Annotated in this window: 11 protein-coding genes and 3 tRNA genes; 11 read left to right on the top strand and 3 right to left on the bottom strand. The window is 63.3% G+C overall.

Translation table 11 applies throughout. From position 1 onward, the window contains the following. Positions 1–2: 2 nt before the first annotated feature. The 7 genes from LK540_RS17925 (at position 3) to LK540_RS17895 (ending at position 7,252) form a co-directional block, all read left to right on the top strand. On the top strand, positions 3–1,319 hold the full coding sequence (locus tag LK540_RS17925) for an adenylosuccinate synthase (RefSeq protein WP_229438671.1): 1,317 nt from the start codon (positions 3–5) through the stop codon (positions 1,317–1,319). Between the two features lie 31 nt (positions 1,320–1,350). Next, a complete protein-coding gene (locus LK540_RS17920; protein ID WP_229438670.1) occupies positions 1,351–1,890 on the top strand; it encodes a phosphoribosyltransferase in 540 nt (179 codons plus the stop codon). Between the two features lie 193 nt (positions 1,891–2,083). Further along, a complete protein-coding gene (locus LK540_RS17915) occupies positions 2,084–2,680 on the top strand; it encodes a MarC family protein (RefSeq protein WP_229438669.1) in 597 nt (198 codons plus the stop codon). Beyond that, positions 2,677–4,734 (top strand): ATP-binding protein, encoded by a 2,058-nt coding sequence (locus LK540_RS17910; RefSeq protein WP_229438668.1) that lies wholly within the window; start codon positions 2,677–2,679, stop codon positions 4,732–4,734. The genes LK540_RS17915 and LK540_RS17910 overlap by 4 nt, the downstream gene beginning before the upstream one ends. 113 nt (positions 4,735–4,847) lie before the next feature. Continuing rightward, complete coding sequence (locus tag LK540_RS17905; protein WP_229438667.1) at positions 4,848–5,321, top strand: FKBP-type peptidyl-prolyl cis-trans isomerase; 474 nt, start codon at positions 4,848–4,850, stop codon at positions 5,319–5,321. Positions 5,322–5,509: 188 nt separating this feature from the next. Beyond that, complete coding sequence (locus LK540_RS17900; RefSeq protein WP_229438666.1) at positions 5,510–6,616, top strand: trypsin-like serine protease; 1,107 nt, start codon at positions 5,510–5,512, stop codon at positions 6,614–6,616. Positions 6,617–6,790: 174 nt separating this feature from the next. Beyond that, on the top strand, positions 6,791–7,252 hold the full coding sequence (locus LK540_RS17895) for an RES family NAD+ phosphorylase (protein WP_229438665.1): 462 nt from the start codon (positions 6,791–6,793) through the stop codon (positions 7,250–7,252). Between the two features lie 167 nt (positions 7,253–7,419). Here the strand turns inward: LK540_RS17895 and uvrB are convergent, their stop codons facing one another. Beyond that, positions 7,420–9,528, bottom strand: coding sequence for an excinuclease ABC subunit UvrB (uvrB, locus tag LK540_RS17890; RefSeq protein WP_229438664.1), 2,109 nt, complete (start codon positions 9,526–9,528; stop codon positions 7,420–7,422). 104 nt (positions 9,529–9,632) lie between these two features. Here uvrB and LK540_RS17885 point away from each other — a divergent pair, with 104 nt between their 5' ends. The 3 genes from LK540_RS17885 (at position 9,633) to LK540_RS17875 (ending at position 11,421) form a co-directional block, all read left to right on the top strand. Beyond that, complete coding sequence (locus LK540_RS17885) at positions 9,633–10,844, top strand: amino acid aminotransferase (protein ID WP_229438663.1); 1,212 nt, start codon at positions 9,633–9,635, stop codon at positions 10,842–10,844. Positions 10,845–10,900: 56 nt separating this feature from the next. Further along, positions 10,901–10,976 (top strand) — tRNA-Asn (locus LK540_RS17880). 369 nt (positions 10,977–11,345) lie between these two features. Further along, positions 11,346–11,421, top strand: a tRNA-Asn gene (locus LK540_RS17875). 104 nt (positions 11,422–11,525) lie between these two features. Here the strand turns inward: LK540_RS17875 and LK540_RS17870 are convergent. Together LK540_RS17870 and purT are read right to left on the bottom strand one after the other, a co-directional pair. Then, positions 11,526–11,984 (bottom strand): DUF2721 domain-containing protein, encoded by a 459-nt coding sequence (locus LK540_RS17870; RefSeq protein ID WP_229438662.1) that lies wholly within the window; start codon positions 11,982–11,984, stop codon positions 11,526–11,528. Positions 11,985–12,205: 221 nt separating this feature from the next. Beyond that, positions 12,206–13,420, bottom strand: a complete 1,215-nt coding sequence (gene purT, locus LK540_RS17865; RefSeq protein ID WP_229438661.1) for a formate-dependent phosphoribosylglycinamide formyltransferase — start codon at positions 13,418–13,420, stop codon at positions 12,206–12,208. A 145-nt stretch (positions 13,421–13,565) separates the two neighbouring features. Between purT and LK540_RS17860 the strand changes: the two genes are divergently transcribed. Beyond that, positions 13,566–13,641: transfer RNA gene (locus tag LK540_RS17860), tRNA-Asn, on the top strand. The last annotated feature ends 110 nt before the right edge of the window (positions 13,642–13,751 follow it).

The following is a 13,751-nucleotide window of genomic DNA, read 5'->3' as shown; positions in this document are numbered from 1 at the left end:
TGATGTCAAATACTACCGTGGCAAAGAACGTCGTCGTCATCGGCACCCAGTGGGGCGATGAAGGCAAGGGCAAAATCGTCGACTGGCTGACCGACCATGCGGCCGGCGTCGTTCGTTTCCAGGGCGGCCATAACGCCGGCCATACCCTGGTCATCAAGGGCCAGAAAACCGCACTGCAGCTGATCCCGTCGGGCATCATGCGCGAAGGCGTGGCCTGCTACATCGGCAACGGCGTCGTCGTGTCGGTGCCGGACGTGATGCGCGAAATCGACAAGCTGGAAGCCGCCGGCCTCGAAGTCGCCTCGCGCCTGAAAATCTCGGAAGCTTGCCCGGTCATCCTGCCTTACCACGTCGCCATCGACAAGGCACGCGAAGCCAAGCGCGGCGAGAACAAGATCGGCACCACCGGCAAGGGCATCGGCCCGGCCTACGAAGACAAGGTCGCGCGCCGCGCGATCCGCATCGCCGACATGCTCAACGAAGAGCGCTTCGCCGAGAAGCTGAAGGAAAACCTGGAATACCACAACTTCGTGCTGGTGAACTACCTGGGCGGCGAAGCGATCGACTTCCAGAAGACCTTCGACGACGCGATGGCCCTGGTGCCGCGCCTGCGTCCGATGGTCGGCGACGTGTCGTCGGCACTGTATGCGGCGCACAAGGCCGGCGGCCACCTGCTGTTCGAAGGCGCGCAAGGCTCGCTGCTCGACGTCGACCACGGCACCTATCCGTTCGTCACCTCGTCGAACTGCGTGGCCGGCAACGCCGCCGCCGGCGCCGGCGTCGGTCCTGGCATGCTGCATTACATCATGGGCATCACCAAGGCCTACACCACCCGCGTCGGTTCGGGCCCGTTCCCGTCGGAACTGTCGACCGCAGAAGGCGTGGGCGAGCACCTGTCGCGCGTGGGCCACGAGTTCGGCACCGTGACCGGCCGTGCGCGCCGCTGCGGCTGGTTCGACGCCGCGCTGCTGCGCCGCTCGGTCCAGATCAACGGCGTGTCGGGCATGTGCCTGACCAAGCTGGACGTGCTGGACGGCATCGAGTCGCTGAAGCTGTGCACCGGCTACAAGATCAACGGCCGCGACGTCGACATCTTCCCGGTCGGCGCCGAAGAAGCCGCCCTGTGCGAGCCGGTCTACGAAGAAATGCCGGGCTGGACCGAATCGACCGTCGGCGCGAAATCGATGGACGAGCTGCCGGCGAACGCCCGCGCCTACATCAAGCGCATCGAAGAACTGGTCGGCATCCCGGTCGACATGGTCTCGACCGGTCCGGACCGCGAAGAAACCATCGTCCTGCGCCACCCGTTCGCTTCGTAAGCACCAATATAAAAATAGGAATGACTGAAAAATGAATACTCCTGCATCGACCGACAAGGACCTGTGGGTCTCCTGGGACGAGTACAACCGCCTGGTCGAGCGCCTGGCCCTGAAAGTCTATGAATCGAACTGGAAGTTCGACATGGTGCTGTGCCTGGCGCGCGGCGGCGTGCGTCCGGGCGACGTGATCTCGCGCATCTTCGACGTGCCGCTGGCGATCCTGTCGACCAGCTCGTACCGCGAAGAAGCGGGCACCAAGCAGGGCAACCTGGACATCGCCAAGTACATGACGATGACCAAGGGCCCGCTGCAAGGCAAGATCCTGCTGGTCGACGACCTGGCCGACTCCGGCGTCACCCTGCAGAAAGTGCGCCAGCACCTGACCGACAACTACGCAGACGTCACCGAAGTGAAGTCGGCCGTGATCTGGGTAAAAGGCACCTCGGCCTTCAAGCCGGACTACCACCTGGAAGACCTGCCGCACAACCCGTGGATCCACCAGCCGTTCGAAGACTACGACGGCCTGCGTCCGCACCAGCTGTCGGCATGGCTGAAGAAGTTCGAAAAATAATCGCAGCGCGCGGCCCTTGGGCCGCCATGTCATCGCGCATGACGGAAAGCCAGGGTGTCGCAGGATGCCCTGGCTTTTTTCTTGTCTCACTCGTTACCGCACGTTATCAAGGTAACACCCTCGGTGCAGATCGGTTAAGATTGTTACGAAAGCCTCGACCGCGTCACCCGGAACGTCACAAACAATAAAAAACATGACCCAGAGCTTCTTCCAGACCTTCATCCTCCTCATTCTCGTCACTGACCCGTTCGGCAACGTTCCCTTGTTCGCCACCGCCCTGAAGGACACGCCGCTGCACCGCCGCCCGCGCATCGTGGTGCGCGAATGCGCGATCGCCTTCCTGCTGCTGCTGGTCTTCATGTTCTTCGGCCAGCACTTCCTCGCGGCTCTGCACCTGAGCCCGGTAGCCCTGCGCATCGGCGGCGCCGTGATCCTCCTGATCATCGCCATCCGCATGATCTTCCCGCATCCAGACGGCGTGCTCGGCAAGAGCGAGCACGGCGAGCCCTTTATCGTACCGCTGGCGATTCCCGCCCTGGCCGGCCCTTCGGCGCTGGCCACCGTGCTGCTGTTCAGCGCGGATACGGTCTCGGAAACCATGGTCCACGTGGCGGCCCTGGCGGCCGTGGGCGTGGTGTGGCTGGCGGTGTTCCTGAGCGCCGAACGCCTGCAGCAAAAGCTGGGGCCGCAAGTGATGACCGCCTTCGAGCGCCTGATGGGCCTGATCCTGACCGCGATGTCGGTCGAGATGCTGCTCGGCGGCATACGCGAATTCGTCCAGACCCTATGAGCGACCCACGCACCCCCTTCATGCCCGCCGCCGCGCCGGATCCTGCGGCGGACGCGCACGGCCTGATGTTCCTCAGCGGCGGTGGCGAAACAGGGGCCATGATGCGCGCCCACGACTGGTCGCGTTCGCCGCTCGGCCATCCGTCGGGCTGGCCGCAGGCGCTGCGCACGGTGGTGGCGCTGATGCTCAACTCGAAGTTCCCGATGTTCGTGGCCTGGGGCGAGCAGCTCGGTTTCGTGTACAACGATGCCTATCGCGAGATCCTCGGCGACAAGCACCCGGCCTCGCTGGGCGCGCCGTTCAGGCAGATCTGGGGCGAAATCTGGGGCGACATCGGCCCCATCGTCGAGCGGGCCTTGCAGGGCGAGGGCACCTGGTGGGAAAAGCTGCCGCTCCTGATGAACCGCCACGGCTACGACGAGCAGACCTGGTTCACCTTCTCGTACTCGGCGGTGCGCGACGACAGCGGCGCGGTGGGCGGCGTGTATTGCGCCTGCGTCGAAGCGACCGAGCAGGTGCTGGCCGAGCGCTACCGCCAGGAAGAAAACGAGCGCCTGGTCACCCTGTTCGAACAGGCGCCGGGCATCATCGCCGTACTGCGCGGTCCTCAACATGTGTTTGAGATTACCAACAAAAGTTATCTCGAATTGATCGGACGCGGCAACCTGGTCGGCAAGACGGCGCGCGAAGCCTTGCCCGAGGTCGAAGGGCAGGGCTTCTTCGAGCTGCTCGACCAGGTGTACACCAGCGGCGAGCCTTTCGTCGGCCACAGCGTACCGCTGACGCTGGCGCGTGCGCCGGGCGCGCCGCCCGAACAGCTGTACATCGACTTCGTCTACCAGCCGATCCGCGACCCCTTCGGCACCGTGGTCGGTATCTTCGTGGAAGGCAGCGACGTCACCCCGCGCAAGCAGATCGAAGACGAGCTGCGCGCCGCGAACCGCCAGAAAGACCAGTTCCTGGCGATGCTGGCGCACGAGCTGCGCAACCCACTGGCGCCGATCACCACCGCCGCCCACCTGCTGAAGATGGGGACGCTGGACGCGAAGGGCGTGCGCAACGCCAGCGAGATCATCGCGCGCCAGGCCGAGCACATGACCAGCCTGGTCAACGACTTGCTGGACGTGTCGCGCGTCACCCGTGGCCTGGTCACGCTGGAGAAGGAAGAGCTGGACGTGAACGAGGTCGTGGCCGGGGCCCTCGAGCAGGTGCGCCCGCTGATCGAGGCCAGGCGCCATGCGCTGACGATGGAACTCTCGGGCGAGCCGGTGCAGGTGCTGGGCGACCGCACGCGCCTGGTGCAGGTGCTGTCGAATATCCTGAACAATGCCGCCAAGTACACGCCCTCGGGCGGGCAGATCGCCCTGCGCGTGACGGCCCATGGCGACCGCGTGACGGTGACCGTCACCGACAACGGCATCGGCATCGAGCCCGACGTCCTGCCCTATATTTTCGACCTGTTCACCCAGGCCGAGCGCACCCCGGACCGCTCGCAGGGCGGGCTCGGCATCGGCCTGGCGCTGGTGAAGAGCCTGATCATGCTGCATGGCGGCACGGTCGATGCGCGCGCCGCCGTGGGCGGCGGCAGCGAGTTCGAGATCTGCGTGCCGCGCCTGATGAGCGACGCCGGGGAACCTGCCGCCGCGCCGCCAGAACAGGCGCAGCAGACGCAGCAGCAGGCGCAACTGCGGGTGCTGGTGGTCGACGACAACCGCGACGCCGCCGAGCTGCTCGGCTCGGTGCTGGAAGTGCTGGGGCATGCGGTGTCGGTCGAGTACGACGGCCGCGGCGCCCTGGCACGGGCACGCCGCGAGCGGCCGCAGGTGATGCTGCTCGACATCGGCTTGCCTGATACCGACGGCTATGCGCTGGCGCGCCAGCTGCGCGCCATTCCCGAGATGGACGGCACCGTGCTGGTGGCCCTGACCGGTTATGGCCAGCCCGAAGACCTGCGCCAGGCCGAGGAGGCCGGGTTCGACCACCACCTCGTGAAACCCGCCGACCTCGGCCGGGTAACCGACATCCTGTCCCAGGTGCAAGGGGCGAAACGCTGAGCTTGTGCGAAACCCCCGAGTAGGGAATACTGCCCGCACGGTCGCCCATGCCAGCAGGCAAGACGGCGGCTGACCGAGCAATTGTGCAGACCATCCCTACAAAGGCAATCCACATGACTTCATCCATTCGCGTGCTGGGCCTGGCCCTGGCCCTGTCCGCCAGCGCCCTGGCCGCCGCACCGGCCCTTGCGGCGGCACCCGCAGCGCCTGCAGCTGCCAAGGCCGACACCCCGGCGCCCATGCAGCTGCAAAAGATCGACACCGTTGTCGGCAAGGGCAAACAGGCCGCCAGCGGCAACACCGTGACCGTCAAGTACACCGGCTGGCTGTATTCGCCCAAGTCGCCGAAGGGCCATGGCCCGCAGTTCGACACCTCGGTGGGCGGCGCGCCGTTCACCTTCCCGCTCGGCATGGGCGCGGTCATCAAGGGCTGGGACGAGGGCGTCGTCGGCATGAAGGTCGGCGGCAAGCGTACCCTGATCATCCCGTCGCCATTGGGCTACGGCGCCCGCGGTTCGGGTCCGATTCCACCGAACGCCAACCTGATCTTCGACGTCGAACTGGTCGACGTGAAAGACAGTAAATAAACGCTTCCGGCACTCAATAATGAGTGTCGGAAATTTTTACATTCAGGATACAATTTCGGTATGTTAATTGGCTAACATATTGAATCCATGCATTATTTTCCTTCTGGCATAGTTTCTGCTAAACAGTTTATACACGGTGAGTTGGGACCGTCCGTGATAGAAGATCTAGTCAACTAAAAGGAAAACAAATGCTGAATCGGAATCTGTCGTTCAAGAAAATCGCTGGTGGTATGGTTGCAGCCGGCTTCATGTTTGGCATGGGCTCGGCCCACGCAGGCTCGATCGCCGCTACCCCAGGCTCGGTCGTGACCCCAACCATCACCTCGGGCGCCTTGCCGGACACCCCGGCTGCCCACGTCGATCCGAACACCCCAAACTCGAAGTACTCGGGCGTTGTCAGCATCAACATCCGTTACGACGGCGAATCCTACATCTGCTCGGGCGCCCTGGTGGGCAAGCGCCAGGTGGTCTCGGCCGGCCATTGCGTCGATACCACGGGCAACGGCACCTACGTCGACCTGAAAAAGCCGGGCACCGACGTGCGCGTGCTGTTCAACAGCAACGGCAGCTACAACACCAACCCTGCCGCCAACATCATCACGGCTACCCAGGTCGCCGTGCACAAGGACTACCAGGGCTTCAACAACTGCCCGGACGGTTCGCTCGGTTGCGTGAACGATGACATCGCCGTCATCACCCTGGGCCAGGATGCACCGGACAGCGCCAAGATCTACAAGGTCGCCGTCAACCCGATCAACGCTGGCACCCACATCACCATGGTCGGCTATGGCACCTCGGGCGATGGCACCAACGGCTATTACATCAGCCCATCGTTCTCGGTCAAGCGCAGCGGCGAAAACGTCGTCGACCTGATCGACCTCGACGACGAGCAGGACTTCGAAGGCGGCAACCAGGAAGTCTATTACGCCGACTTCGACGGCGCCGGCCGCGACACCTTCTGCGACCTGTTCGACGTCTGCACCCCGATCCTGGCGAACGATCGCGAATCGGGCATCGGCGGCGGCGACTCGGGCGGCCCATCGTTCGTCGAAATGTACGGCGAGCTGATGCTGGTTGCAAACAACACCTTCAGCGGCCGCTTCACCTCGCTGGGCTACGCCGAAGGCAGCTTCGGCACCTACTTCGGCGGCATCATCATGGGCGGCTACAAGGACTTCCTGTACACCGCAACCGGCGGCAAGATCGCCCTGGTCCCGGAACCAACCAGCGTTGCACTGCTGGGCTTGGGCGCCCTGATGCTGGGTGGCGCAGCACGCCGCCGCAAGCAGAAGTAATCCGGTCCGGCGCTTTGCCGGAACCTGAAGTAATAGCATGAAAGGAGAGCGGCCTGCGGGCCGCTCTTGTTTTTTGGTCGGTACGGCAGGGTATGTTCCTCATTGCATACGTGCGCGGCGGAGTGCAGGGCTCGTTGTATGCTGAAGCCGTTACTTGGCTATACGACAGTACCCATGAGAACTTGGAGAATTGCAATCGAAAAGGCGGCGCTCGACCGCGAATGCAAGGGGGCGCGCGAAAGCGGCGGGCATTGGCACAGCGAGGGACAGCCGGCCCTGTACGCGGCGATGACGGTGGAGCTGGCGGTGCTGGAAAAGTTCGTGCACACCGAGGAGATCGACGAGCAGCCGCTGGTGCTGGTGGCGATCGACTTGCCGGACGATCCCGGGCTGGGGCTGGATGTGAAGGCGGACGATTTGCCGGAGGGCTGGGATGCGCTCGAGGATGGCGGCAGCGCGGCCGCGTTCGGGACGGCCTTCCTGAAGAAGCGGGAATACCTTTACATGCGCGTGCCGTCGGTGATCGTGGGGGAGGGCGTGAATCTCGTGATCAATCCGGCGCACCATGCGTATGAGGGGGTGAAGTTGAGCGTGGCGCGGTCGTTCAGGTTTGATCCGAGGATGTTCAAGCGGTAGCGGGCCTGCGATGGCGCGGCTGATCGGCTGGTGAAAACCGGTGGGTTCGAGAACCCACCCTACGGAAAGCCGGCGTTGTAGGGTGGGTTCTCGAACCCACCGCTTTGATCGCCTGAAATGGCGCAAATGCATTGATAAAAAAAACGGCGCCACCGGCGCCGTTCGTTTTACTTCCCTAGCATCGACACCACGTTGTCCGCCCCCGGCGCCCCGAAGGCCTGCTGCTTGAGCACATGCAACTGGTCGCGCACCTGGGCCGCTTTTTCGAACTCGAGGTTCTTGGCGTGGTCGACCATGAGCTTCTCGAGGCGCTTGATCTCTTTGCTGATCTGCTTCTCGCTCATCGATTCCACCTTGGCCGTCGCCGCATCCTCGTGCACGCCCTCGACCATGGCCTTCTGCGCGGCGTTGCTGTAGACGCCGTCGATCAGTTCCTTGATCTTCTTCTGCACACCCTTCGGCGTGATGCCGTTGGCTTCGTTGAAGGCGATCTGCTTGGCACGGCGGCGTTCGGTTTCGTCGATCGCGCGGCGCATCGAATCGGTCACGTGGTCCGCGTACAAAATCGCCACGCCGTTCAGGTTACGCGCCGCACGGCCGATGGTCTGGATCAGCGAACGCTCGGAACGCAGGAAGCCTTCCTTGTCGGCGTCCAGCACAGCCACCAGCGACACTTCCGGCAAGTCCAGGCCCTCGCGCAGCAGGTTAATCCCGATCAGCACGTCGAAGGTGCCCAGGCGCAAATCGCGCAGGATCTCGACGCGCTCGACGGTCTCGATGTCGCTGTGCAGGTAACGCACCTTGATGCCGTGGTCCGACAGATACTCGGTCAATTGCTCGGCCATGCGCTTGGTCAGCGTGGTCACCAGCACCCGCTCGTCCTTCTTGATGCGGTCGTTGATCTCGCTCATCAGGTCGTCGACCTGGGACAGGGCAGGGCGCACGATCAGCACCGGGTCGACCAGGCCGGTCGGGCGCACCACCTGCTCGACCACGTTGTCGGCATGCGCCTTTTCGTACTCGGCCGGCGTGGCGGACACGAAAATCGTCTGGCGCATCTTGCCTTCGAATTCCTCGAATTTCAGCGGCCGGTTGTCCAGCGCCGACGGCAGGCGGAAGCCGTAGTCGACCAGGTTCGTCTTGCGTGAGCGGTCGCCGTTATACATGGCGGACAATTGCCCCACCAGCACGTGCGACTCGTCCATGAACATGATCGCATCCTTCGGCAGGTAGTCGACCAGGGTCGGCGGCGGCTCGCCCGGCATGGCGCCGGACAGGTGGCGCGAGTAGTTCTCGATGCCCTTCGTGAAACCGATCTCGGCCATCATTTCGAGGTCGAAGCGGGTCCGCTGCTCGAGGCGCTGTTCCTCGATCAGCTTGTTTTGCTGGCGGAATTCTTCCAGGCGGTCCTTCAGCTCGGCCTTGATCGACTCGATCGCACGCAGCACGGTCGAGCGCGGCGTGACGTAGTGCGAACCCGGATACACGGTAAAGCGCGGGATCTTCTGGCGCACGCGGCCGGTGAGCGGATCGAACAACTGCAGCGATTCGATTTCGTCGTCGAACATCTCGACCCGGATCGCGAGTTCCGCGTGTTCCGCCGGGAAGATGTCGATGGTATCGCCGCGCACGCGGAAGGTGCCGCGGCCGAAGTCCATCTCGTTGCGCGAATACTGCATCTGGATCAGGCGCGCGATGATGTCGCGCTGGGCCACTTTATCCTTGTGGCGCAGCGTCAGGATCATCTTGTGGTATTCGTTCGGATTACCGATACCGTAGATCGCCGACACGGTGGCGACGATGATCACGTCGCGCCGTTCCATCAGCGATTTCGTGCACGACAGACGCATCTGCTCGATGTGCTCGTTGATCGACGAGTCCTTTTCGATGAACAGGTCGCGCTGCGGCACGTAGGCTTCGGGCTGGTAGTAATCGTAGTAGGACACGAAATACTCGACCGCGTTCTGCGGGAAGAATTCGCGGAACTCCGAATACAGCTGGGCCGCCAGGGTCTTGTTCGGCGCGAACACGATCGCCGGACGGCCAGCCTTGGCAATCACGTTGGCCATCGTATAGGTTTTGCCGGAACCCGTGACCCCGAGCAGGGTCTGGTACATCAGGCCGTCCTCGATGCCTTCGACCAGGCCTTCGATCGCCGTGGGCTGGTCGCCCGCCGGCGGGAAGGGCTGGTGCAGCTTGAAGGGCGAATTCGGGTAGGTGATCACAGTCGGTTCGGAACCGGCTGCGATGGCGAGGTTACTGGATTTATCTGCCATGTTCTCAGACCTTTGCTAGAATGGGAATTCGCTTGCGGCACTGCAGCATCCGTGCCGCTATCTCTACAACCGCTGCGAACCCACCGACAATTCAGTTTATCACGATGACTTCCACAGCCTCCGCCAGCCTCTTCGGCGCCATCGACATGGCCCCGCGCGACCCCATCCTGGGCATTACCGAAGCATTCAACGCCGACACCAATCCGGCCAAGATCAACCTGGGTGTCGGGGTGTATTACGACGACAATGGCAAGGTGCCTCTGCTGCAGTGCGTGCAACAGGCGGAAGCGAAGTTGATGGAGCAGCAAGCGCCGCGTACCTACCTGCCGATCGACGGCCTGGCTGCGTACGACAAGGCGGTGCAAGAGCTTGTATTTGGGGCCGACAGCGCCGTAATTCAAGAGAAGCGCGCGATTACCGTGCAAGCCATTGGCGGCACCGGCGCCCTGAAAATCGGCGCCGATTTCCTCAAGCGTTTTGCCCCGGAAGCGGAAGTCTTCATCAGCGATCCGAGCTGGGAGAACCACCGCGCGCTGTTCGAGTCGGCCGGTTTCATCGTCAACAACTACACCTATTACGATCCGGCCACCCACGGCGTCGATTTCGACGGCCTGCTGGCCTCGCTGCGCAAGATGGACGCCGGCTCGATCGTCGTCCTGCACGCCTGCTGCCATAACCCGACCGGCGCCGACCTGACGCAGGAGCAATGGGGCCAGGTGATCGCCGCCGTCACCGAAGGCGGCCTGGTTCCCTTCCTCGACATGGCTTACCAGGGCTTTGGCGCAGGCATCGCGGAAGACGGCGCCGTGGTGCGCCGCTTCGTCGAAGCCGGCGGCCCGCTGCTGGTGTCGAACTCGTTCTCGAAGTCGTTCTCGCTGTACGGTGAGCGCGTCGGGGCGTTGTCGGTGGTGGCCTCGTCGTCGGAAGAGGCGGCACGTTTGCTGTCGCAGCTGAAGCGCGTGGTGCGTACCAACTACTCGAACCCGCCGATCCATGGCGGCAAGGTGGTGGCGACCGTGCTGTCCACGCCGGAACTGCGCCAGCTGTGGGAAGAAGAACTCGCCGGCATGCGCGTGCGCATCAAGGCGATGCGTGAGGAGCTGGTGCAAAAGCTGGCCGAGAAGGCGCCGGGCCGCGACTTCGGTTTCGTGCGCGAACAGGTGGGCATGTTCTCGTACTCGGGGCTGACCAAGGAGCAGGTCGGCAAGCTGCGCGAGGAATCGATCTACGCCGTGGACACCGGCCGCATCTGCGTTGCCGCGCTGAATTCGAAGAATATCGATCTCGTCGTTGACGCAATCGCCAAAGTCCTCTAAAATCTTGACTCTTCGGACTTGAAAGCAGCTTGGTTTGAGTTGAAGAGCAGTACAATTCCCTGATAGCTCAGTCGGTAGAGCGACGGACTGTTAATCCGCAGGTCCCTGGTTCGAGTCCAGGTCGGGGAGCCAGAATATGAGAAGGAGTGTCGAGTGATCGGCACTCCTTTTTTGTTTGTGTCGAGCTATTTTGCTTCTAGCCCGCAAATTCAACCGTACGGTGGGCACCCCGTGCCCACGCGGAAGTTTGCGTCATGTTGGCATATGCCCGGTCGTGAGCGATGCGTTTCGACTGCGCCTCAAGAGCGTTCCGGTAACGCATCGGTTTCGATCTTTTCGTGAGCTAACTCTGCGCGGATTTCCGCGTGGGCACGGGGTGCCCACCGTACGGTTGCAGCCGCAGGCCTGATGTAATGGAGCCGATGCTTCGTCGCCCCCGCACGATTCGATTTGCAGCCCTTTGCGGAATGCTGCTGAGCAGTTATAATTCGATCCATCAATTCCCTGATAGCTCAGTCGGTAGAGCGACGGACTGTTAATCCGCAGGTCCCTGGTTCGAGTCCAGGTCGGGGAGCCAGAATACGAAGAAGGCCGCATCGTTCGATGCGGCCTTTTTCATTTCCAGTCCTATGCGAAACCGATTGCGGCATCGCCGGAGTCATTCCTGATGGTAAAGAGTACTTACGGTTGGCTGTCGAGCGCCACAGCGCCGGCTAGTGCGGCATTCCCCGGCTTCTTGCGCAGCACGGTTTCCAGCATGACGAACAGTGCGGCGGGAAGTGCCAGCACCAGGCCGAACATAATGCCCGGTGCGCCCAGGATTTTCAGCCAGTCGGCCTTGAGTGCGGTGTCGAGCGCGCTGATGATGAGGGAAAGCAGTAGCAGGATCGTCGCCGCCATACCGATGCGCGTTGCGTGCAGCATGACCATGACGCGCCTGTGGCACATGTCGATATCTGTCCTGATGATTTCGCGGCGCTTTCCTTGCGTGCTCGTACGTAGGGTGTCGACCAGGCCGCGGTAGCGCGCGCGGGCGGCGCAATAGCGCTGTTCGAGCATGTGCTGGAGCAACCATGCGGCAAACGCCAGCGCCGCCGCTGGTCCCACCGCTTCCATTATTTTCTTCCACTTGAAGTCCACGTTCCCACCCTGTCGCTATCCTGTTATCGGTCACGACTATTACATCGCATGTGGAACGTGCCGGATATCAGGATTGCGCCTACAAGCTTGTCGGCCTGCGCGCACTAGCGCAATCGGACTCCGTGCGCTTGAGATGTATGTCCAGGCCGGGTGGGGCGGCCGGCTCCAGTGTTGCCGGGGCCGGACAGGATGAACAGGGCGCCGCGGATGCGCCCTGGTTCTTACTTCTTGCTGCTGACCGGCTTGACCTTGCCCGCCGCCTCGCGTGCGCGTTCGCGCGCCGTGTCGATGTCGCCCGCCGTGGCCAGCGCCACGCCCATGCGCCGCCGCGCAAACGATTCCGGCTTGCCGAACAGGCGCACGTCGGCGCCCGCCACACGCAGCGCGTCCGCCACGCCTTCGAAGGCGATGCCTTTTTCGTCGAGCTGGCCGTAAATGACGGCCGAGGCGCCCGGTGCGCGCAGGGTGGTGTCGACCGGCAGCCCCAGCACCGCCTTGGCATGCAGCTCGAACTCGCTCTGCACTTGCGTCGCCATGGTCACCATGCCGGTGTCGTGCGGGCGCGGGCTCACTTCCGAGAACCACACCATGTCGCCCTTCACGAACAGCTCGACGCCGAACACGCCCAGGCCGCCGAGGTTGCCCGTGACCTTCGCCGCGATCTCGCGCGAACGCGCCAGTGCCAGCGCGCTCATCGGATGCGGCTGCCAGGATTCGACATAGTCGCCCTGCACCTGCTTGTGGCCGATCGGTTCGCAAAACGCCGTCTCGATCTGACCATCGGCGCCAAGCGAACGCACCGTCAGCAGGGTGATCTCGTAATCGAAGTCGATGAAGCCTTCGGCGATCACGCGGCCGCTGTCGACCCGGCCGCCGGCGGCGGCATAGTCCCAGGCGGCGCGCACGTCGCCCGCGCTGTCGAGTTTCGACTGGCCCTTGCCCGACGAAGACATCACCGGCTTCACCACGCAGGGGAAGCCGACGGCGGCGCAGGCCGTTTCCAGCTCGGCCAGGCTGCTGGCGAAGCGGTAGGGCGAGGTGGCCAGGCCCAGCTCCTCGGCGGCGAGGCGGCGGATGCCTTCGCGGTTCATGGTCAGCTGGGCGGCGCGCGCGGTCGGGATGCAGGTGATGGCGCCGGCCGCTTCGAGTTCGGCCAGTTTGTCGGTAGCGATTGCCTCGATCTCGGGGATCACGAGGTCGGGCTGCTCTTGCGCGATGAGGGCGGCCAGGGCGTCGCCGTCCGTCATGTCGATCACGTGGGCGCGGTGCGCGACCTGGTGGCCGGGCGCGTTCGGGTAGCGGTCGACCGCGATGACTTCGACGCCGAGGCGCTGCAGCGCGATGATCACTTCCTTGCCGAGTTCGCCGGAGCCGAGCAGCATCACGCGCGTGGCGGAAGGAGAGAGGGGAGTGCCGAGAATGCGGGAAGTCGTCATGGTTTTGTATTGAAGAGCTGGCGCCGGTGGCCAAGGTGGTGGGACTATAGCAAAGGTCCGTGCGCAGGGCGCAAACCGGGCAAGATTGGAATATTCGTACGGGACTGGTCAAACTGGAAATGGCCGGCTATAATATTGCCTCGATTCCCTGATAGCTCAGTCGGTAGAGCGACGGACTGTTAATCCGCAGGTCCCTGGTTCGAGTCCAGGTCGGGGAGCCAGAATAATGAAGAGGCCGCATCGAAAGATGCGGCCTTTTTCGTTTGCGCCTGCCGAATCGGCCGCTCGTCTGCGAGGGCATGGAAAGACTGCTACGATCATCCTTTCTACC

The sequence above is a fragment of the Massilia sp. IC2-278 genome (genome assembly GCF_020708045.1).
Classification (GTDB): domain Bacteria; phylum Pseudomonadota; class Gammaproteobacteria; order Burkholderiales; family Burkholderiaceae_D; genus Telluria.
Note: the sequence above shows the minus strand (reverse complement) of the source record. Positions and strands in the feature narration are given on the sequence as shown.

Excerpts from the sequence above, each read along its gene's own strand:
- LK540_RS17925 (WP_229438671.1), top strand. The coding sequence starts at position 3 with ATGTCAAATACTACCGTGGCAAAGAACGTCGTCGTCATCGGCACCCAG.
- LK540_RS17895 (WP_229438665.1), top strand. The coding sequence starts at position 6,791 with ATGAGAACTTGGAGAATTGCAATCGAAAAGGCGGCGCTCGACCGCGAA.
- LK540_RS17910 (WP_229438668.1), top strand. The coding sequence starts at position 2,677 with ATGAGCGACCCACGCACCCCCTTCATGCCCGCCGCCGCGCCGGATCCT.
- LK540_RS17900 (WP_229438666.1), top strand. The coding sequence starts at position 5,510 with ATGCTGAATCGGAATCTGTCGTTCAAGAAAATCGCTGGTGGTATGGTT.
- LK540_RS17920 (WP_229438670.1), top strand. The coding sequence starts at position 1,351 with ATGAATACTCCTGCATCGACCGACAAGGACCTGTGGGTCTCCTGGGAC.
- uvrB (WP_229438664.1), bottom strand. The coding sequence starts at position 9,528 with ATGGCAGATAAATCCAGTAACCTCGCCATCGCAGCCGGTTCCGAACCG.
- purT (WP_229438661.1), bottom strand. The coding sequence starts at position 13,420 with ATGACGACTTCCCGCATTCTCGGCACTCCCCTCTCTCCTTCCGCCACG.
- LK540_RS17915 (WP_229438669.1), top strand. The coding sequence starts at position 2,084 with ATGACCCAGAGCTTCTTCCAGACCTTCATCCTCCTCATTCTCGTCACT.
- LK540_RS17905 (WP_229438667.1), top strand. The coding sequence starts at position 4,848 with ATGACTTCATCCATTCGCGTGCTGGGCCTGGCCCTGGCCCTGTCCGCC.
- LK540_RS17885 (WP_229438663.1), top strand. The coding sequence starts at position 9,633 with ATGACTTCCACAGCCTCCGCCAGCCTCTTCGGCGCCATCGACATGGCC.